Below are 20553 nucleotides of genomic sequence, written 5' to 3'. Positions count from 1 at the left end.
AAAAGGCCAACGGATTAGAAAGGCTAATCGGTTGGCTTTTTCAAAATCAAGTCCTGTACAGCTATCTTAAAATCCAGCATAAAACATTAAATATTGATCTGTATTCGCTTTCCAATAATTACGATCATGGCCGCCAGATGAGGTATGAAATTGTACATCAATGCCCTTTGCTTTAAGCTTTGCATATAATTGATCGGTAGAATTAATAACATGCATCATATCTTTATTACCATAATCCAAATAAACCTTTAGATTTTTCAATTCCAGCTGATCTACAAGATAAAGCGGATCTGTCTGCTTTCTCATTTCTTCATCTTTGAATAACCAGCCTAACTTCTCTGTAGAGTCCATAAACATGGCTGGACTATGTCCACCACTTTTGCTGAATAAATCCGGGTGCGTAAATGCTAAAAACAACGCTGCAAAACCGCCCATAGAGAGTCCTCCAATATATCGACCTTCTCTATCGGCGATCGTACTGTAATGGGAATCCACATAACCGATCAAATCCTTGGTCAAGTAATCCTCATATCGCCCGTATTGACGTCCATCCTTGGAATACGTTTGATCAGCGTAATTCGTGCCGTAACTGTTGTCATACTGAGGCATAACTATAATTAATGGCTTGATTTTCTGGAGCTTGATCAATTGAGTCGCCTTATCGGACAAGCTCATATCTTTATTCCACGTTTTCTCATTGCCTCCTCGACCATGCAGCAAATAAAGGACAGGATAGTCAACGGTTTCCGTATATCCAGCAGGTAAATAAACTTGCAGTTTCATATCTTTATGTAATGCTTCACTATTCATCGTCATTTTTTCCACACGCGCTGCTGGAAGAGCTTTCGAGGACAATGCTTTATTTTCGCTAGTGGCTGCAGTACAGCCGGAATTCGTTAAAACACTGCACAATATCATACTCACAAGTAATATATTCGAGATAAACCTTCTTTCCTTTATTACCATTTTCCACCTACTTATCCTTATTTATATAGCAAAATAATCATACAACCCGTAACTTTGATTAACAATACGTCTAGCGACTGAAATCGTGAACGCAGCTAGCTGCACATAGAAAAAGAAATAACCCAAGGGAGATTCTCGTAAAATGGTGTACTACAACCATTACAAAACAAGAATCACACCATGGGTTACACATAACAGCATGTTATATTAGCATAACGGCATTTTATGAATTATAGTTCCAACCATACTTCCATTAGCTGATCCAGCTGCTTTTGGCGCTCCTCCTGCATATTCCAAATGGATTCAAGCGCAGCTGGATCACCCATTGCCGCGATTTGCTCCATTTCCATATTGCCCTCTAGCAGACTAGCTTCAAGCCTCGCGATCTCTTGTTCCAGCTGTTCCTTCGTACGCTCCACTCTTCCACCATGTTTCGGCTTGGTATGCTCAGCTAATTGCCTCGGATCTCGCACAACATGATCTGTTTTAACGGTAACATTGTTCTCGTTCGTTTTATAAGGCTTCCGCTTCGACTTAAAGTCATCGTAATTGCCCAAGTAAGTGTGAATGGCTCCCTCATTAAGCTCCCAAACTCGTTCAGCCAGCCGATTGATAAAATATCGATCATGCGAGATCGCCAGCACCGTTCCATCATAGTTTTCCAATGCTTCCTCCAGCGCCTCGCGGGAGCTGACATCAAGATGATTCGTTGGTTCATCCAGCAGCAATAAATTCGGTTTTTTGCGAATAAGCAGCGCGAGCCGAAGTCGTGACCATTCCCCGCCTGACAGCAAATGAAGTGGTTTAAATACATCCGTTCCATAAAACAAATAGCTGGCCAGTATATTCCTTGCCTCGCCTTCCTCTAAACCGCCCTCCGTTTTAAAAAATTCAAGTACGCTGAGCTGCTTATCGTCAACCTTCTCTTCTTGAGCCAAATAGCCGATATGAAGACGGGCTCCTAGGACTAGCTGTCCATCATCTGGCTGAAGCTCGCCAAGCAGCATCTTAAACAACGTCGTTTTGCCTGAGCCATTGTCCCCGACCAGCACAACCTTCTCACCATAGAATAAGCTGCCCTCAGCTTTATCCAAAATAACCCGATCACCGAATTGTTTAGTTACATTCTCAAAGGTAATCGCCTTACGTCCAGAGCGATCAAGCGCTGTAAGCTCGAAATCAGCGGTCTTCGGATCAAGAACCGGTCGTTTAATCATTTCCAGCTTTTCCAAAGCTTTGCGCATGGAAGCGGCGCGTTTAAAAAACTTCTCATTGTCGCCGATACGCCCCCATTCCTCCAAGCGCTTAATCGTTTCCTTCATCTTCTTTATCTGTTTCTGCTGCTCTTGAAAATTCGCAAACTGCTGCAAGAGAAGCTCCTCTTTCTCCTTCACATATCCGCTATAGTTTGTAAGAAAGGTTTGTGCTGTACCATCCTCAAGCTCGATTATTTTGGAGCACACCTCATCAAGAAAATAACGATCATGCGATACGATGACACATGCGCCATCATACTGCTGAATAAATTGCTCCAGCCACTCCATCCCCCGCAAATCCAGATGGTTCGTGGGTTCATCAAGCAGCAGCAAAGCCGGTCGGACAATCAACTGGGAGGCAAGTGCAATCCGCGTTTTCTCACCGCCGGACAGGCTGCCAAAGCTTCGTGAATAAACAGCTCGGTCGATACGCAAGCCCGTTGCGACCTGCTCAATTGCCGTATCCATCTCATAACCGCCGCTTCTCTCGAACCTTTCCTGAGCCAGCGAGTATGTTTTCAGCAAACGCTCTAAAGCAGCTGAATCAGCAAGCATTTGCGGACTCGACATCTCTATTTCCATCTGCGTCATCTGATGCTTGCACGCCATTAAGTCTTGATAGCCATAAGCCAAAACTTCATACACGGTCAGCTTATCAAATTCGGCAGGTGTCTGCGGCAAATATCCGATTGCCAGCTCCTTCTGTACTGTAAGCATTCCCTCATCTACCTGATCATGACCTGAAATTAGGCGAAGCAATGTCGATTTTCCGCTTCCGTTGCGGCCAATCAACCCGATCTTTTCGCCTGCTTGTATTTGCAGCGTAAGTCCATCAAATATCAGATTCGCGGCGTGGTATTTCTTTATTTCCTGTATATTAACAATAATCATGTGAAGAGCCTCCTGTTAGATGAAGACCCTGACTCTTAAACACAACAAAAAAAGAGCCGCAGCAACAAGCCTGCGACCCTTCGGATGGTAAAGCTATCCGTAGTGGTTAAAGTAGGCGTCTTCTCGCGAATGGTTTAATCGTATGAGCATAATTGGACAGACCTCTCCCGTTCGCGGAAAATGTATGAACAATGCCAGCCATAGCAATCGGCAGCTGGCTAATACGGTTATTGACCATTTCGTGATTCACCTACTTCACCTCCCTTTCATTCATTCCTTTTAAAATAACATAAGGGCAAGTATTCTTGCAATAGCCAAACCAAATTTTGTATTTACAAGGAGTAAGCGTACATGATGTCGAAGATGACATTGTGAAGGAGGCTTATATATGGATAGATTTACACATCTTGGGGTTTACGGCATCTTGAAGAAAGACGATAAAGTATTGCTCATCAAAAAAGGCAGAGGGCCGCATACAGGGAAGTGGGATTTCCCGGGAGGGTCGATTGAATTTGGAGAAGAGCCTTATCAAACACTCATTAGAGAGTTTGAAGAAGAGACAGGAATTTCAGCGTTAACTGGCACCATCAAAACGACATTGTCATATACGCTGATCTGGCCCTTTAAAGCGGATAAATTAGAAGAGATGCATCATATCGGCATTATTTATGATGTAAAACTAGTAGATGATACATTTAATTTAAGAACGGATGGCGATGGTCAAGACTCGTTAGGCGCAAAGTGGATTCCTATGCGTGATTTAATAGATATGCCCGTAACTCCGTTTGTAAAAAATATATTTGGCTAGCCGTACATTCCTTATTATTAAACGGAAAGGTGGTATTCAAGTGGAGCTTTATTTTAAAGGCAACTTCTTTAATGCTGGAGAAACAACGATTATGGATGCAAATGGAGCCTCTGCTGGAACTATAGACTTACAAAGCATGTTCAGTGCGATGCTTTCTGTTTATGAATCCGACCTTAGACTCCTCTACAGTGGAAAATTCCGTCTTTTCTCTAGTAAATGGGAAGTTCGTGACGCCGCAGATTCAATCATTGGTGTGCTGAGAACCAGATTTACTTTTTTCAGCAAACGATATGAATACGACGCCGGAGAGCGAGGTCTTTTTCAAATTGAATCCCCTGCCTTCTCTTATGTTTATTCGATCATGGATACGTCAGGGAAAGAGGTTGCTTCCTTTGAAAAAACGAGCACTTGGCTCCAGTCGGGAGCTTTCCGTCTCCACAATCTCTCAACCGAGCTTAATAGCTATGAGCTTATTGCAGTCGTGATGGGTGTTCATAGCATTCAGAAGGCTGCGACAAACACAGCAGCTACATAGTATTCTTCTTCGTATGAGTAGTTTTACAGCTTTTTGATCATTTTAAAATTGTTTAATTCCACACCTCTCCGTTCCACGACTTGTGACTCGACTTCCCGGTATTCATGATGTTCAAAAAATGGTTTTGCTGTTATGCTCGCATCTGTTTTTATCTCATTTACCCCTAGTCGACCAGCTTCAGCTTCAATTTTTTTCAATAGGGCTGAAGCTACGCCTCTTCTCTGATAATCCTTATGGACATACATTCGATCCAGTTCCCCTCCATATGTCATATCAGCAAATCCTACAATTTGACCGCTGTTCTCAGCGATAAAAGTAATATTTCGAACCATGGATTCCTTCCAAGCTTCGATTTTTTGGTCTGTCTCATCTAGTGGAGCCCAAGCGTTAAGCTGATCTTTTGAATAATGTTGTTTGTTTACTTCATGCACCGTTTCATAGAATAGGGAAACAACCTCACTAATATCCTCTTCAAGGAACCTTCTAATATTCATACTCATTCCTCCAGCTGGATTTTTATGTATAAAAGTAATCGTTTTGCACACTATAAGCATATTGCCGTTTTCTATACGGTCAAAACAAAAACATGATGAATGGGAGAATACGATGAGAAAAATATCAATGTTAGTCTGTTTGCTATTCCTGACCCAAACATTTGGAATTGTATCAGCACATCCAAATCCAAATGCTGAACCTGCTGGAGTACTTGTCACTATAATTAACAGCGAAGGCCAACATATTGGATCCGCTCAGCTCACCCAAAAAGCTGACAAAGTATATTTGCACATTGAAGCGGAGAAGCTTCCTCCAGGCAAGCATGGTATTCACTTTCACAGCGTGGGCAAATGCGATACTCCTGATTTCAAAACAGCTGAAGCTCATTTCAATCCAGTGAATAAGCAGCATGGCTTTAACAATCCAAAAGGCTACCATAACGGAGACCTCCCCAATATTACGGTAGATGCCGACGGTAAAGTGAAGGCTGATATCGTAAGCAGCGATGTGACGCTCTTGAAAGGCAAACCAAATTCCTTATTAAAGGACGGCGGCACATCCATTATCATCCATGAAAAAGAAGATGATTATGTTACCGATCCATCCGGAAATTCTGGCAATCGTATCGCTTGCGGAGTTATCCAATAAGCTAGCGTGAAAAACGAGAGGCTGTCACAAGGAAATAACCTTGTAACAGCCTTTTTTTGATCTCGATATTTATTTGTTATAAGCCCGCTGACGCAAGCTTTCATACAGTAAAACCGTTGCTGCCATCGCTACATTTAACGACTCTGCTTGTCCAACCATCGGAATAATGACCGATTCATCCACGAGCGCGTGAACTTCAGGAGACAGCCCATCTGATTCGCTGCCCATCAGCAGCCATGTTGACTGTGTCCAGTCGTAGCCATAGCAGGTATGCTCTGCTTGCAGGCTTGTCCCAATAAGCTTCATGCCTTTTTCTTTTGCTTCGGGCAGAAGTTCTTTTAAATCCGCTTCTATAATAGGCAGATGGAATAAAGAACCCATCGTAGATCTTACGGTTTTCGGATTGTAGAGGTCCACACAGCCTTTGCCCAAAATAACAGCATCTGCGCCAACCGCATCCGCGCTGCGGATGATCGTTCCCGCATTTCCAGGATCTCGTACGCCATCAAGCACAACGACAAGCCCGTTTTTGCGATATAATGCCTCTTTATGTACGGACAGCTTTGACAAAATAGCAAATACAGGTGGAGGCGTATCCGTTCCTGTGCATTTTGACATGACCGATCGTGAAGCTTGAACCCACTCCAAACCGAGTGTTGCCTCCGTATCATTCGTTTCTCGCTCCAGCTTAAGCTCTGCGGGAATACCACGTTCTGCATCATAAACAATCGTCGTTACTTTTGCTGTACCTCTCAGCGCTTCCAATACGAGATGAACGCCTTCAATCAGAAATTGGCCGCTGCGATCACGGTATTTTTTGTCTAGCAGCGATGCCCACTGCTTGACTCTGTCATTTTGTACAGATGATAGCAAAGAATCAAAATTTTCATTCATAGTTTGATTTAACCTTCCGAATATGCAATTTCTAAATTTGTTAGATCTGAGTTTTTTCCTACAATAACAAGAATATCGTCCCTGCCAATTAAATCGTCTGCATATGGAGCGATGTTCATGGTAGAGCCTGTTTTGATAGCCATAACATTACATTTATACTTCGCCCTTATATCGAGCTTCTTCAAGCTTTGTCCAATCATTGGCTCGGGAGCTTTAATTTCAATGATGCTGTAATCGTCTGATATCTCGATATAATCGAGAATGTTAGGCGACACAAGATGATGCGCAACGCGCAGGCCCATATCCCGTTCGGGGAAAACGACCTTATCGGCACCAATTTTGCCTACAACTTTACCATGAAGCTCGTTTTGAGCTTTGACGATTAACGTTTTTACTCCTAAATCCTTCAAAATGAGCGTCGTCAAAATGCTTGACTGAATGTCTTGTCCTATGGCAACGACGACAACATCAAAATTCCGAATACCGAGCGCTCGAAGCGCTTCCTCATCCGTTGAATCAGCGGATACTGCATGAGTTACAAAATTAACGACTTCTTGTACTCGCTGTTCGTTCGAGTCAATAGCTAATACCTCAAAGCCCATATCTGTCAAAGCTTTTGCAATGCTGGAGCCAAAACGCCCCATTCCAATTACTGCGTATTGCTTCTTTGCCATCGATACATAATCCTCCTTACGCGGATGATTGCTGCAGTTATTTAGACAGTATACCATAGCTTGCTCATTCGGATGAAAGAAGCATGCACTGGACATAGTAAATAAGTAAATCCCAATGGGCAGGAGGCTGTTTAGTTTGAAAGAAATTGATCTGCGTCAAGCAATCGTTATGCGTGTGCAGGATAACTCTGCGAAAGATCTATCGGAAGTCATTGAAGACTCAATTGGCGCGGATGAGCGTGCTTTGCCGGGGCTTGGTGTACTTTTTGAGATGATCTGGCAGCAATCCACTGAGCTAGAGCAAGAGCGAATGGTTGATTCCTTATATAGGCATCTTCATCATTCTGAGCATGCTAATCCGTCTCAGTAACGCACAGCTGCAGAATAAACAATTTGGCCTCCGATAATGGTAGCTGTTACCCAAGGCAGGCCATCATAACGATTCACAATAATTAAATCCGCTGCTTTGCCAAGCTCTATGGAACCAATGTCACCATCCACGCCCAATGCCTGCGCTGGATGTAATGAGACCATCCGTACCGCAGCTGGCAAAGCGGCAATCCCTTCATCTGCAAGCTTAAACACAGCTGACAGCATAGAAGATGGATGATAGTCTGAGCATAAAATGTGGGCAGCACCAGCAGCAATTGCGTCGACCGCCTTTAAATTGTTGTCATGAGACGCGCCTCTAACCACATTAGGTGCACCTACACAAACATGAAGCCCTCGCTTAGAAGCATATTTTGCCGTAACCATATTAATTGGAAACTCACAGACAGAAACCCCATAATCAAGTGACTCATCTACCTTCTCCACCGAATCATCGTCATGTGAGGCAACGGCTATGCCAGCTTTAGCTGCTAGTTTGCTCAAATTCTTCAAATGGCCACCGTTTACCAGTTGCCTTTGCTGAATGAGATTATCAACAATTGCACGTACCTCTACGACGCCTACACCCTGATTCTTCATTACATAACGCTCAAATGAGCCGGGTTCACGATATTGGCCTTGCCCGGGTGAATGATCCATAAACGATAAATAATCAATCGATTTCTCATTCAAAAACCTTTCTACAATGGGCATACCTGCCAGATGTGAAACCTCAAAGCGCAAATGTATACGATTGCGAATCATCGATCGTTTATTGCGATAGCTGTTAATATGCTCAATCATCCCCGTTAGCAAATGATCTCCACGCAGACTAAGCCCTACCCCAAGCGATAATGAATGATACATCGTAGTTATGCCATGCACCGGAAGCTTCCGTTCAAACTCCAGCAATGCCATATCCAAAGGAAACAATGTATTGGGACGCGGCTGCACTTCTTTCTCAATCGCATCGCAATGAATGTCAATTAGACCTGGAATTATGTATTGCTGCTTCGCATCTATGTTTATAGACTGGGGGTGCAGCTTTATCCAATTGCTGATTGCCAATTCATCGTGTAGCACAGCAGTTATTCGCCCATCGTTAATAGCAATTGCCCCGTCAGCCATTTGGCCAGGCAAAACGATCTTTCCGTTCGTAATGATCATAGGCTCAGTGCTGGCTCTCAAGCGATTATCCATCGATATACACTTCCCCCGCTCTAAAATGATTGTAATGATTTTACCATATTTTACTTAGAAAAACATACCTAGGAGTTAGATCCTTGATATTTGTAAAAAATACATTAATTCCTCTTTTATACAGATCTAAAGCCTCTATATTATGCTCGAAACAAGCAAAAAAACCGCAAGAATAATTCCTCGCGGCTTTGAAGCATAATAAAGGCAAGAGTCGTCGCCTTTCGTTTCTCATTTTATTCTTCAAGAGGTATTAGCTTGTAAATATCTCCATTTTCAAAAGAATCGATTAAACGATCCAGCCATTTGTAATATTTTAAAGCCTCATCAATCTTTTGTGTATCATTATCAAGCACATCAAGGAAAGCTTGTTCGCTTTCGTATTGAAGCTTTAGAGCATCGATTTCCTTCATTGATCGGTTTAGGGCACTCATATTTTGCTCGACAGCTTTTCTCCATTTAATGGAGAAGTAGTCCGTAAAGTTTTGATGCCAGTTCGGCTCTACTTCATATAAGTCTTTTCTTGAGCCTTTACCCCATACTTTATTTATCATCTTCAGATCATGCAGCGTACGCATGCCAGTACTCATTGAAGTCTTGCTCATGCCCATCGTCTGGCTCATCTCATCAAGTGTAACTGGCTCACGATTAAAGTACATATTGCCGTACAAATGACCAATGGATAACGTAATGCCGTACAAATCCATGTTTTCACCAATTGATTCAATGACGCGGCGCCTTGCTTTATGCAGCTTGGTTAGCTGCTCATCTGTTAATGCTGCAAGCTCATTCATGTCGTTCCTCCTGAGGAGTGTCTTTCCCCCTATCATTCTTACATCAATTATTGTAATCAAATGACCATCCATATGTAAAGAACACGTTTGATACGAAAAAGGGAGTTATCCAGAGTATACAGTATGTAAAGTTCGTAAAGTTATAACTGTACGTAGTATACAGAGTCTCACGCCTTTTGACCATAACAAACATAACCAACTAAACTTATGGGAGTCGAAATATTCCAAAGGGGGCACAACATGGCGATTATAGAAGCCAAGAGGCTGACCAAAATTTTCGGAACAGATCCGAAAAAGGCGATCCCGCTGCTGGATAAAGGATGGTCTAAAGAGAAAATTTTTGCAGAAACAAAGCTTACGGTTGGGGTGAACCAAGCAAATTTCTCGATTGAAGAGGGACAAATATTTGTTATTATGGGCTTGTCCGGTAGCGGCAAGTCGACACTTGTACGTCTTCTCAATCGATTAATTGAACCTACTTTAGGTCAAGTCCTGTTTAATGGGACAGATGTGCTTAAGATGTCACCAGAGCAGCTGCGGCAATTTAGAAGAAAAAATGTAGGTATGGTATTTCAGAAGTTCGCACTGTTTCCGCATCGCACCGTTATTCAAAACATTGAATACGGACTAGAGGTACAGGGCATCGATAAGAAAAAACGCAGAGAAATGGCGATGCATTCGCTAGAACTTGTTGGATTAAAAGGATGGGCAGACAGCTATCCTGACCAATTAAGCGGCGGCATGCAGCAGCGCGTTGGACTCGCAAGAGGACTTGCTAACGATCCGGATGTTCTGCTTATGGATGAAGCATTTGGCGCACTCGATCCTTTAATTCGGAAGGATATGCAGGATGAGCTGCTTGAGCTTCAATCCAAAATGAAGAAAACAATTGTTTTCATTACCCATGACTTAAACGAAGCACTGCGGATCGGTGATCAAATCGCTTTGATGAAGGACGGAAGCATCGTGCAAATTGGATCACCTGAAGAAATATTGATGCAGCCAGCGAACAAATATGTTGAGCGTTTCGTCGAGGACGTTGATTTATCCAAAGTATTTACAGCATCACATGTCATGATTAAGCCTGAAACGATAACGATCGAGAAAGGGCCGCGTGTTGCTTTGCAATTTATGCGTGACCGCGGAGTATCGAGCCTTTACGTTGTCGACAAAGGTATGCGCCTGCTTGGCGTTATAACGGCAGAAGAAGCGGCGAATGCAATTAAAAACGGCCAAAAGCTTGAAGATGCAATGGAGCGAGAAGCACCATTCGCACAGCCGGATACGCTGCTTAATGAGTTGTTTGAATTAATGAGTAATTCGAAATTCCCCATTTCCATTATTGATGCAAACGGGCGCCTTAAAGGCATCGTCATCAAGGGCGCGGTTCTAGCCGCATTAGCTGGAAATTCCGTATTAGAGGCTGGTGAACGTATTGAATCTACCTAAAATCCCATTAGCTGACTGGATCGAATGGCTGGAAGCTTGGTTTGAAGCTCATTTCGACCCTTTTTTCAAATTAATACGCACAGTTGTTGGCGAAACTGTAAATGGCTTGGATGTCGCTCTCAATTGGTTTCCAGCGCTAGTGCTTATTTTGATATTCACTATTTTGGCTTGGCTTATCGGCAAGTGGAAAATGGGAATATTCACACTTATCGGATTGCTAATCATAGAAAACCTCGGCTTATGGAGCCAAACAATGCAGACACTAGCCCTCGTTTTGACTGCAGCTTTCATATCCGTGCTGATTGGCGTTCCTATTGGAATTTTGTGTGCTCGCTACACCAATTTCCAAAAAATCATTACACCATTGCTTGATCTTATGCAGACGATGCCAGCCTTCGTTTATTTGCTCCCAGCTGTAACGTTCTTCTCCTTGGGTGTTGTTCCTGGCGTGATCTCTTCGATTATTTTTGCAATCCCGCCAACGATACGATTAACGAATCTTGGCATTCGCCAAGTCCCTGCCGAATTAGTAGAAGCAGCAGATGCCTTCGGCTCTACGCCAACGCAAAAATTATTCAAGCTGCAGCTTCCTATTGCCATGCCAACCATTATGGCCGGCATTAACCAGACCATTATGTTGTCACTATCGATGGTTGTCATTGCATCCATGATTGGTGCTCAAGGTGTAGGAGCTTATGTATATCGTGCAGTGACGCAAGGAAATACCGGCGTTGGGTTTGAAGCTGGTCTTGCCATTGTTATATTAGCCATTATTTTAGACCGACTGACCCAACAAATTATTCGTAAAAGCAAAACCACTTAAACTAATTTATAAACGTTAAGCGCATGCTCAATGCTAGTTTGCTGCGTTAAATTTGAGCGCATGCTTACGAAGTATTTTGCTGCGCAAAATTTAAGCGTATGCTTTCGATGTTAGTTTGCTGCGCAAACTTTAAGGAGTGATTTTTTGAAATTTAATAAAATGAGTGTAATTGTTGCTGCTGTTATGACCATGGCTTTAGTCGCTGGATGCTCTTCGAACAATGAAGGCGCAAAGAAAAAAGTAACGCTTGCTTATGTGGCTTGGGATTCTGAGATAGCAAGCACGTATGTTGTGAAGGAAGTACTTGAGCAGAAGCTTAATTACAAAGTTGATATGATGCAAGTTGATGCGGGGCCTATGTGGGCTGGTATTTCTGACGGCAGTGCAGATGCGATGGTAGCTGCATGGCTTCCTACAACACATGCATCGTACATCGAAAAATATAACGGTAAATTTGATGATCTAGGACCAAATCTTGAAGGAACAAAAATTGGTCTAGTCGTCCCTAAATATATGGATGTTAACAGCATTGACGAGCTTAACGATGCCGTTGGCGCAGAAGTAGATCATACGATTATCGGTATTGAGCCGGGTGCTGGTCTTATGATGTCGACAGAAAAAGTATTAGATCAATATAATCTGCGAGATAAATGGAAGCTGCTTGAAAGTTCCTCCGCAGCGATGACTCAGCAGCTTGAGAAGGCTTATGCTAACAAAGAGCCGATTGTTGTGACAGGCTGGACACCGCACTGGATGTTCGCCAAGATGGAGCTGAAATATTTGGCAGATCCTAAAAATGTATATGGCGGAGATGAACAGATTCATACAATCGCCCGTCAAGGCCTAAAGGATGATCTTCCTGAAGCTTATGCATTCCTCGATCAGTTTAATTGGACGCCAGATGATATGGCTTCCGTTATGATCAAAATCCAAGAAGGCGAAACGCCAGAAGCAGCTGCTAAAGCTTGGGTTGAGCAAAATCCTGACAAGGTTGCCGCTTGGATAAAATAATAGCCAACATTCGAAAGAAGCTGTCTCAAAAATATTCAGATCGATGGATCAATAGCTCACTTTGGACAAAATGTTGGAGAGCATGAAAAAATAGTACACCAAAGGCTATTCCCGGCGGATTCAATTATTGGTCTCGCCGACATTGCATAATAACTTAATCATTTCTCTAGCGAACTGTATCATACTTATTATGCAGAAAACGACTCTTCTTTCATTTTAACGAACCTGATAAACGTTATATCATGATATACATGGTGTTCCGAGCTATTTTTCTCGAAATAACGATTCTGTAGTTCATTACAATTTAAATCTATTACGAATGGTTTGAATAAGACCTGCTGGGTTCGTTAGCTATAAGATTGTTAAAGTGAGAACATCGTCCGGCCTATGTTTCATCAAAAAAGCAAGAGCTGTTCCAATCGTAGATACATCTACTTTTGGGACAGCTCTTTTTTAAAATGACTTTACATTCTAGCCGTTAATGCTCTTCAGCCTTTCTTAATCCAAGCAGAATGGCTGCAAACCAAGCGGCAATGGCGCTGGGCGCTCACAAGTGCTTTTCATAACATAATGCACGCCTTGTTCCGACGCGTCATGGAAGCCATGCATAGCTTCGAGTACATGATAAGCAAGCTCGCCATTAGCGCGATGCTTACGACCGGTTTGAATCGCTTTGGCCATATCTGCTGCACCGACACCACGAGCGTTCTCTGTGTATCCGTATGCAAGCGGAATATCTGACCATTCATTTGAGCCCGCACGCCAAATTTTAATTTGTCCGCCAAACCCATTTGGATCTGGGACAAGAAGTGTGCCCGCGCTGCCGTATATTTCGATTCGCGGAAGCGTTGAGCCGCCTTTCACATCAAAGCTTGTGAGCAATGTTCCGATTGGACCAGACGCAAAGTCCATTACTCCAGCGATATGAGTTGGTACTTCAACCTCTACCTGTTGGCCGTATTTCGGTTTGCTTGTAATCGTTCTCTCTGGGAAAGAGATACGTGCCGAACCCGTTACACGAGTGATCGGTCCAAGAAGCGCTACAAGCGCGGTTAAATAGTATGGCCCCATATCAAACATCGGGCCGCCGCCCTTTTGATAATAAAATTCAGGAGCCGGATGCCATGATTCATGCCCGCCGCACACCATGAATGCAGTCGCGCCAATCGGCGTACCGATCCATCCGTCCTCAAGCAGCTTAATGCTCGTTTGGATGCCGCCGCCAAGGAATGTATCCGGCGCGCTTCCAACATAAAGACCTTTTTTCTCAGCAAGCTCAAGTACCTGCTGCGCCTCTTCACGAGTAACTGCAAATGGCTTCTCAACATAAACATGTTTGCCTGCTTCAAGAGCTTGCAAGCACACCGAAGCATGCGCTTGTGGGATCGTCAAATTGATTATCATTTGAACTTCCGGATCAGCAAGCAGCTCCTCAACCGAACAACCGCGAACGCCAAACTGCTCGCCTTTTGCTTTGGCTCTCTCCACATCTAAATCTGCGCAAGCTACAACCTGCAAGGCATCAAAACGATTGCCGTTTTCAAAATAGATGCCGCTAATATTGCCTGTTCCTATAATGCCTGCTTTGATCTTTTCCATAATCTCTTGTCCCTCTTCTCATATCCTAAGATTATTATAATTGCGATTTACAACTGATTATCTGCCATACCGCTATAAGCAGAAGCTGTTTTGCCTGCTGCCAGCGCATTTGCTTTACCTTCCGCACACCACAAGAAGCCGCGTCTCATAAGCTCTTTCACCGCTTCAATCTCGATAATATTAGCTTGATGACCAAGCGAGTTGTAATATACGCGTCCAACACCCCAGCGCTTCGTCCATACAACCGGCATATCGACTGCCTTGTTGAGGGAATGCGGTCCCGGTGTCAGCGGAAAACGTGTTGTCGCCAGCACTTCAACTGCCGGATCCACATGCAAATAATATTGCTCAGAGCTGACAACAAAATCTTCAATGCCTTCTGTCAGCTGACTGGATGAATTATTAATATTAACCGTGTATTCAACACCGTCATTGCCTGGGTGAGCTACCCATTGTCCGCCGGTCATAAACTGCCAGTCTACATTTTCACGGAACGCATCGCACATTCCGCCATGGCATCCTGCCAAACCTACGCCGCTTTGAACAGCTGCAGATACATTATCGACAAGCTTCTGCTCGATCCGTGCCATCGTCCATACGGGTACGATGAGATCAAGTCCCAACAGTTTTTCTGCATCTGCAAATGCTTCCAATGTATCGGATACCTCTACCTCGAAGTCCTCAGCTGCAAGCACCTCACGAAAAATTTCAGCTACCTCTTTCGGCTGATGTCCATCCCAGCCGCCCCATACGATTAGTGCTTTTTTCATTACCTTCTCCTGCCTCTCTCCAAGCGCTAAGTAATCTCCTAACTAATACCCTATATGGCTTACGATAATTCGCTAATTGCTACCCAGCGGCGTTCTGCAATCGAACGATCTACCGCCTCCAGAACCTCTTGGCATTTCACGCCATCTACAAAGTTCGGAACGGGCTGACGATCTTCAGCAAAAGCTTGCATCAGCTCATGCATTTCATGTGTAAACGTGTGCTCGTATCCAATGGTATGTCCAGCTGGCCACCAAGCGTCCATATACGCATGCGATGGATCGGTTGCAAGTACGCGGCGGAAGCCTTGAACATCCTCGGCATCATCGGTGAAATAAACTTGAAGCTCATTCATCCGCTCAAAATCAAACTTGATGCTTCCTTTACTGCCGTTAATTTCAAAAGCGTTCGTACAGCGATGGCCGGCTGCGAAGCGAGTCGCCTCAAAGCTGCCCAGCGCGCCGTTAGCAAAGCGTGTCATAAACATGGTTGCATCATCCACTGTTACTTCTCCGAGCGGTCCACCCTCGCTTCCCTTTGCGCTAAGGCCTGTCATAGCTGAAGCAATCGGACGCTCTTTAACGAAAGTTTCGCTCATGCCGATAACCTCATTGAATTCTCCAACGAGAAAACGCGCCATATCTATCAAATGTGCTCCTAAATCACCATGTGAGCCGGAGCCTGCAATTTCCTTCTGAAGACGCCATACGAGCGGGAAGCTCGGATCGATAATCCAATCTTGCAAAAACACAGCACGGAAATGATAGATTTCACCGAGCCTGCCATCTGACACCAATTTTTTGGCAAGCTGTACAGCAGGTGCAAATCGATAGTTAAAACCTACCATATGCTTCACGCCTGCTTTTTCTGCAGCATCAAGCATTTCACGGGAGTCTTCAAGCGTAAGCGCCAGCGGCTTCTCACAAAAGATATGTTTGCCAGCTGCCGCTGCTGCTAGAGCGATAGCCTTATGTGCATCACTTGGTGCATTAATATCGATTAAGTCGATATCCTCGCGGTTAACGAGCGCATTCCAATCCGTTTCAGCACTTTCCCAGCCGAATTGTGACCGTGCTTGCTCAACGCCTTCTGGATCACGTCCGCAAATGGCCGTCATCTCCGGTTTAATCGCATTCGGGAAAAACATCGGAAGCGCGCGGTATGCGTTGCTATGTGCCTTCCCCATAAACTTATAACCAACCATGCCAACTTTTACTTTATCCATAATAATCCGCCTCTCTTAAGCGTAAACGCCTTATGCTGCCTCTAGCGATAAGATCGCGTCCCGCAATTGAAATAGAATGGAGCAGAAAAACTCGTATTCAGGATTTAACGTTTGAGTCTTGACGTTTCTCTTGTGATCAGGCTGACCGGTAAAACATCTGTTTGTGAATCTGACGTTTCCGTTTTCTGATCCGGGTCCAGCAATCTAGCAGCTGCAAGCTTACCCATTTCATAGAAAGGAACAGCAACGGTTGAAAGCCTTGGACTAATGATGCGCGAGCCGTCTGAGTCATCATATCCAACTAGCGCATAATGCTCGCCAGCTTCAACTCCCAGTTCCCGCAAGCGCTGCATCAGGCCGATTGCCATTCGATCATTAGCCGCAAATACCGCATCGATATTGCCTTCTTTAATTTGTTCCGCCAATTGCTCCGCGAGCTCCGCTCCGCTCTTTCGGCTGTAATTACCGTGATAGATTAGACTAGGCTCATAAGCAAGTCCCGCTTCCATTAGAGCCGCTTTGTAGCCTTCCTGCCTATCGGCACTATTGGAATATTGCAGCGGGCCGTTAACAAAAGCAATACTGCGGCTGCCCTGACTCAACAAATGCGATACGGCTGCCTTGCTGCCTGAAACATGATCAGCATCGACAGTACGATAATGCTCCGCATCAAACCGCTGATTCACAAGGCAGAAAGGAAAGTTTTCAGCCTTCAGCTCAGCAAGGGCGGCTCTTTCTTCAGGCACATTTTGTGAGCCTAAAACGATGCAAGCATCAATCTTATGCGTGCGAAATAGCTTAGCGTAATCTCTCGCCCCATCCGGTTCTCTAAAAATAAGAAGCAGGTCATAGCCGCAGCGCTTCGCTGTTTCACCAATTCCACTTAATATTTCCGAAAAATAGTAAGTGGAAAACAAATGAACCTTTGGCACGAATGGCAATATGACGCCAATATTCCCGCTCTTCCTTCGAGCAAATTGCTGAGCAAGCGCATTCGGCACGTATCCAAGCTCAGCCGCGGCTTGTAATACACGTTCACGCGTTTCCTCTTTGATAGGGCCGACGCTGTTCATCACTCTCGAAACAGTCGCCTCTGAAACACCAGCTAGTTTCGCAACTTCTTTCCTGCTAATAATCATTTTCCTCCTGAAAAACTAATATGCTAAGTTGTCATTTCATTTTAATGTACACGCGTACATTATTGCATGAAAACGTTTTAGCGTCAATAAACTTTTTGCATATTTTTCTATCGTTGCCCTCATTACAAAAAAACGATCCAGAACGCTTGCATCGGCGTCCCAGATCGTTTTTTCTCGTTGTCTCTTGCAGTTACCTACTTCTTCGCTATTTCATTAATCCATTCAAAAACAGCGGACAGCGCATTTGCTTCCTCACTCATGTTCATCCTATCAATATAGGATTTACGGTTTTGGTACAAACGCTCGACACTCTCAACAAGAGTGCTTGCCGTCAGCTTCTCTTCATACAATACGTCGGCATAACCCGATTTCTCAAACGACTGGGCATTCAAAATTTGATCTCCTCGGCTCTGTTCCCGTGTTAGAGGAATAAGCAGCATCGGCTTCTTTAAGGATAAAAACTCAAATATGGAATTAGAGCCTGCTCGTGAAATCACAAGGTCCGTCATCGCCAATACATCCGGCAATTGCTCATTCACAAATTCGAATTGCTTATAGCCAGGCATAGCAAGCGACGGGTCAACTTGATTTTTACCGCAGAGATGAACGATTTGAAAGCTTTTGGTAAGGCTTGTTAATGACTGTCTGACCGCCTGATTAATTTTGCGTGCACCCAAGCTTCCACCCATAATCAAGATGACAGGTTTGTTTTTGGTAAATCCGCAAAAGGTTCTGCCTCTATCCGCGTTGCCCTGCTTCACTTCCTCACGTATAACTGCTCCTACATGCCTGCTTTTATCAGCCTTCAGCATGCTGCCCGTCTCAGGAAAAGTCGTACATACCCCTGTAGCAAAAGGGATCGATAACCGATTCGCGAGACCTGGCGTCAGATCGGATTCATGAATAAGCAGCGGCACCTTGTTTAGCCATGCGCCAATAACGACAGGTACGGATACAAATCCGCCTTTGGAGAAGATGACATTCGGTTTATTTTGCTTAATGAGGCGATAAGCTTGATAAAGGCCTTTTACTACCTTGAACGGGTCCTTAATGTTCTGAATATCCATGTACCTTCTCAGCTTTCCCGTCGATATCGGAAAATACTTAACCTCTGGAATCGTTGCGATAAGCTGCCTTTCAATACCGCTCTCCGATCCGATATATTGGACTGACCAGCCCTCTTCCAAAAAATGCGGGATCAAGGCCATATTAACGGTAACGTGTCCGGCTGAGCCTCCCCCGGTGAACATGATTGTTTTCATGAATGACTAGCCACCTATCGTTTTTTATCCATTTATTATACGGGTAAAGATTCGTTTTAGCACTGAAATTCAAGGAGATGGATATAAAAAGCATCCCCAGCCGCAAGCGCTGCTGCGCGATTGGCCGAGGATGCTTTAAACGTGCCTATATCCCTACCCTTAAGGCGCAGTTTCCAGAAACTTAGACGTTGGATTCTTGTCTACTGCCGTACGCATCGCATATTCGTTCTCGAACAAGACGACAAAGTTGCCCTTCTTGTCCTTTACGAGCGTCGTATTGATTCGGAATTTGCTAGGGTCAATATTATCATCAACGATCCAGCGGGCAAATTGGAACTGCATCCGGTGCAATTGAATATCTACGCCGTACTCCGCTTTCATTCGATGCTCAAATACCTCAAATTGCAAATGACCAACAACGCCGAGAATCGTCTCGTCGAAGTTGCCTGTGGAGTGGAACACTTGAATCGTGCCTTCCTCCGTGAGCTGATCAATGCCTTTTTGGTACTGCTTGTGCTTCAACGCATTTTTAACGGTTACTTTAGCAAAAATTTCAGGCGAGAACGTTGGAAGCTCATCGAACACAACTTCGCCGCCTTGTGATAATGAATCGCCGATTCGGAAAATGCCTGGATCAAACAAACCGATAATATCGCCCGGATACGCCGTATCCACGATATCACGGTCTTGCGCTAGAAACTGCTGAGGCTGCGCAAGCTTAATGTCCTTGCCATTACGCACATGACGAACGCTCATTCCGCGCTCGAATTTGCCGGAGCAAATCCGAAGGAAAGCAATTCGGTCACGATGGGCCGGGTTCATATTCGCTTGAATTTTGAAAACATATCCCGTGAATTTCTCATTCGTTGGTTCAATCTGACCTGTCGTGCTGTTGCGCGACGTCGGCTTAGGAGCCAGCTGAAGGAAGTTTTCTAGAAAAGTTTGCACGCCAAAGTTATTAACTGCGCTTCCGAAGAAAAGAGGCGTCAGTTCACCCGCTTGCACTTTCTCGAAATCAAATTGATCACCAGCGACATCCAGCAGCTCAAGATCACCAATAAGCTGATCTGTTAAATAATCTCCAGCCATCTCACGAATGACAGGATCATTATAATCGCTAACGGGACGAACCTCGATTGTCGAGTGGTCATTTCCTTGGAAAAGCTCGACCTGTGTTTTCATTCGGTCATAAACACCGCAAAGCTCACGTCCCATGCCGATTGGCCAGTTCATTGGAACAGCGCGAATGCCTAAGACACGCTCAAGCTCCTCCATTAATTCAAATGGACTTTGCCCTTCACGGTCCAGCTTGTTAATAAAAGTGAAAATCGGAATGCCGCGTTTGCGGCAAACCTGGAACAGCTTGATCGTTTGTGCCTCGACACCTTTGGCAACGTCAATAAGCATGACGGCGCTGTCGGCTGCGGTAAGCGTACGATATGTGTCCTCACTGAAATCTTGGTGACCAGGCGTATCAAGAATGTTAACGCGATGTCCCAAATAATCGAACTGCATTACGCTGGACGTTACCGAGATACCGCGTTGTTTCTCAATTTCCATCCAGTCGGATGTTGCATGACGGCTCGCTTTGCGCGCCTTAACTGACCCTGCAAGCCGAATGGCTCCTCCGAATAGGAGGAGCTTCTCAGTGAGGGTCGTTTTTCCTGCATCCGGGTGAGAGATAATCGCGAATGTGCGGCGCTTATCTACTTCCTGTTTAATTTCTTCACTTAACGATTGGCTCATGCTT

Annotated in this window: 21 protein-coding genes; 7 read left to right on the top strand and 14 right to left on the bottom strand. The window is 44.4% G+C overall.

Going from position 1 to position 20553, the window contains the following annotated elements; all coding sequences use genetic code 11:
• Positions 1 to 66: 66 nt before the first annotated feature.
• The 3 genes from AC1DM9_RS28135 to AC1DM9_RS28125 all read right to left on the bottom strand — a co-directional run bounded on the left by AC1DM9_RS28135 (position 67) and on the right by AC1DM9_RS28125 (position 3363).
• The gene (locus AC1DM9_RS28135; RefSeq protein WP_477551940.1) at positions 67 to 918 is read right to left on the bottom strand and encodes an alpha/beta hydrolase; all 852 of its coding nucleotides are present in this window, start codon (positions 916 to 918) and stop codon (positions 67 to 69) included.
• Positions 919 to 1196: 278 nt separating this feature from the next.
• Positions 1197 to 3113, bottom strand: coding sequence for a ribosomal protection-like ABC-F family protein (abc-f, locus tag AC1DM9_RS28130; protein ID WP_477511578.1), 1917 nt, complete (start codon positions 3111 to 3113; stop codon positions 1197 to 1199).
• Between the two features lie 106 nt (positions 3114 to 3219).
• Complete coding sequence (locus AC1DM9_RS28125) at positions 3220 to 3363, bottom strand: hypothetical protein (protein ID WP_179089924.1); 144 nt, start codon at positions 3361 to 3363, stop codon at positions 3220 to 3222.
• 138 nt (positions 3364 to 3501) lie between these two features.
• Between AC1DM9_RS28125 and AC1DM9_RS28120 the strand changes: the two genes are divergently transcribed.
• Positions 3502 to 3921 (top strand): NUDIX hydrolase, encoded by a 420-nt coding sequence (locus AC1DM9_RS28120; RefSeq protein ID WP_477511579.1) that lies wholly within the window; start codon positions 3502 to 3504, stop codon positions 3919 to 3921.
• 40 nt (positions 3922 to 3961) lie between these two features.
• A complete protein-coding gene (locus AC1DM9_RS28115) occupies positions 3962 to 4456 on the top strand; it encodes a hypothetical protein (RefSeq protein ID WP_477583384.1) in 495 nt (164 codons plus the stop codon).
• 23 nt (positions 4457 to 4479) lie between these two features.
• Here AC1DM9_RS28115 and AC1DM9_RS28110 read toward each other — a convergent pair whose 3' ends face one another.
• Positions 4480 to 4950, bottom strand: coding sequence for a GNAT family N-acetyltransferase (locus AC1DM9_RS28110; protein WP_477583382.1), 471 nt, complete (start codon positions 4948 to 4950; stop codon positions 4480 to 4482).
• A 112-nt stretch (positions 4951 to 5062) separates the two neighbouring features.
• On the opposite strand from AC1DM9_RS28110, the gene AC1DM9_RS28105 reads away from it, so the two are divergent.
• Positions 5063 to 5599 (top strand): superoxide dismutase family protein, encoded by a 537-nt coding sequence (locus AC1DM9_RS28105; protein ID WP_477583380.1) that lies wholly within the window; start codon positions 5063 to 5065, stop codon positions 5597 to 5599.
• Between the two features lie 69 nt (positions 5600 to 5668).
• On the opposite strand, the gene AC1DM9_RS28100 is transcribed toward AC1DM9_RS28105, so the two are convergent.
• Both AC1DM9_RS28100 and AC1DM9_RS28095 read right to left on the bottom strand, forming a co-directional pair.
• Positions 5669 to 6493, bottom strand: a complete 825-nt coding sequence (locus AC1DM9_RS28100) for a TrmH family RNA methyltransferase (RefSeq protein WP_477583378.1) — start codon at positions 6491 to 6493, stop codon at positions 5669 to 5671.
• 8 nt (positions 6494 to 6501) lie between these two features.
• Positions 6502 to 7224: a potassium channel family protein gene (locus AC1DM9_RS28095; RefSeq protein ID WP_076271060.1), complete on the bottom strand. Its 723-nt coding sequence runs from the start codon at positions 7222 to 7224 to the stop codon at positions 6502 to 6504.
• A 79-nt stretch (positions 7225 to 7303) separates the two neighbouring features.
• Here AC1DM9_RS28095 and sspI point away from each other — a divergent pair, with 79 nt between their 5' ends.
• On the top strand, positions 7304 to 7537 hold the full coding sequence (gene sspI / locus AC1DM9_RS28090; protein WP_144376885.1) for a small acid-soluble spore protein SspI: 234 nt from the start codon (positions 7304 to 7306) through the stop codon (positions 7535 to 7537).
• Here the strand turns inward: sspI and AC1DM9_RS28085 are convergent.
• Together AC1DM9_RS28085 and AC1DM9_RS28080 are read right to left on the bottom strand one after the other, a co-directional pair.
• Entirely contained in the window at positions 7531 to 8736 is a 1206-nt protein-coding gene (locus tag AC1DM9_RS28085) for an alpha-D-ribose 1-methylphosphonate 5-triphosphate diphosphatase (protein WP_477583376.1), read from the bottom strand. The two genes, sspI and AC1DM9_RS28085, sit on opposite strands and share 7 nt — an antisense overlap.
• Before the next feature lie 233 nt (positions 8737 to 8969).
• Positions 8970 to 9527 carry a GbsR/MarR family transcriptional regulator gene (locus AC1DM9_RS28080; RefSeq protein ID WP_339207472.1) on the bottom strand — a complete coding sequence of 186 codons (558 nt, stop codon included), beginning with the start codon at positions 9525 to 9527 and terminating at the stop codon, positions 8970 to 8972.
• 240 nt (positions 9528 to 9767) lie between these two features.
• On the opposite strand from AC1DM9_RS28080, the gene AC1DM9_RS28075 reads away from it, so the two are divergent.
• From AC1DM9_RS28075 to AC1DM9_RS28065, 3 genes are all read left to right on the top strand, one after another.
• Positions 9768 to 10976, top strand: a complete 1209-nt coding sequence (locus tag AC1DM9_RS28075) for a quaternary amine ABC transporter ATP-binding protein (RefSeq protein ID WP_441879374.1) — start codon at positions 9768 to 9770, stop codon at positions 10974 to 10976.
• On the top strand, positions 10963 to 11799 hold the full coding sequence (locus AC1DM9_RS28070; protein ID WP_076270998.1) for an ABC transporter permease: 837 nt from the start codon (positions 10963 to 10965) through the stop codon (positions 11797 to 11799). Before AC1DM9_RS28075 ends, AC1DM9_RS28070 begins: the two co-directional genes overlap by 14 nt.
• A 144-nt stretch (positions 11800 to 11943) precedes the next feature.
• The gene (locus AC1DM9_RS28065) at positions 11944 to 12810 is read left to right on the top strand and encodes a glycine betaine ABC transporter substrate-binding protein (RefSeq protein WP_305953912.1); all 867 of its coding nucleotides are present in this window, start codon (positions 11944 to 11946) and stop codon (positions 12808 to 12810) included.
• Between the two features lie 498 nt (positions 12811 to 13308).
• Here AC1DM9_RS28065 and AC1DM9_RS28060 read toward each other — a convergent pair whose 3' ends face one another.
• The 6 genes from AC1DM9_RS28060 to AC1DM9_RS28035 all read right to left on the bottom strand — a co-directional run bounded on the left by AC1DM9_RS28060 (position 13309) and on the right by AC1DM9_RS28035 (position 20549).
• Positions 13309 to 14409, bottom strand: a complete 1101-nt coding sequence (locus AC1DM9_RS28060; RefSeq protein WP_179089922.1) for a Gfo/Idh/MocA family protein — start codon at positions 14407 to 14409, stop codon at positions 13309 to 13311.
• A 47-nt stretch (positions 14410 to 14456) separates the two neighbouring features.
• Positions 14457 to 15179, bottom strand: coding sequence for a ThuA domain-containing protein (locus tag AC1DM9_RS28055; RefSeq protein WP_076270996.1), 723 nt, complete (start codon positions 15177 to 15179; stop codon positions 14457 to 14459).
• A 59-nt stretch (positions 15180 to 15238) separates the two neighbouring features.
• Positions 15239 to 16402, bottom strand: coding sequence for a Gfo/Idh/MocA family protein (locus AC1DM9_RS28050; protein WP_441879379.1), 1164 nt, complete (start codon positions 16400 to 16402; stop codon positions 15239 to 15241).
• Positions 16403 to 16506: 104 nt separating this feature from the next.
• A complete protein-coding gene (locus AC1DM9_RS28045; RefSeq protein ID WP_441879381.1) occupies positions 16507 to 17541 on the bottom strand; it encodes a LacI family DNA-binding transcriptional regulator in 1035 nt (344 codons plus the stop codon).
• 194 nt (positions 17542 to 17735) lie between these two features.
• The gene (locus AC1DM9_RS28040) at positions 17736 to 18803 is read right to left on the bottom strand and encodes an undecaprenyldiphospho-muramoylpentapeptide beta-N-acetylglucosaminyltransferase (protein WP_441879383.1); all 1068 of its coding nucleotides are present in this window, start codon (positions 18801 to 18803) and stop codon (positions 17736 to 17738) included.
• 159 nt (positions 18804 to 18962) lie between these two features.
• Positions 18963 to 20549 carry a peptide chain release factor 3 gene (locus tag AC1DM9_RS28035; protein ID WP_441879385.1) on the bottom strand — a complete coding sequence of 529 codons (1587 nt, stop codon included), beginning with the start codon at positions 20547 to 20549 and terminating at the stop codon, positions 18963 to 18965.
• Positions 20550 to 20553 lie beyond the last annotated feature (4 nt).

This window comes from Paenibacillus sp. 01T431 (assembly GCF_056398625.1).
This window is presented reverse-complemented; position numbering and strand designations above follow the sequence as displayed.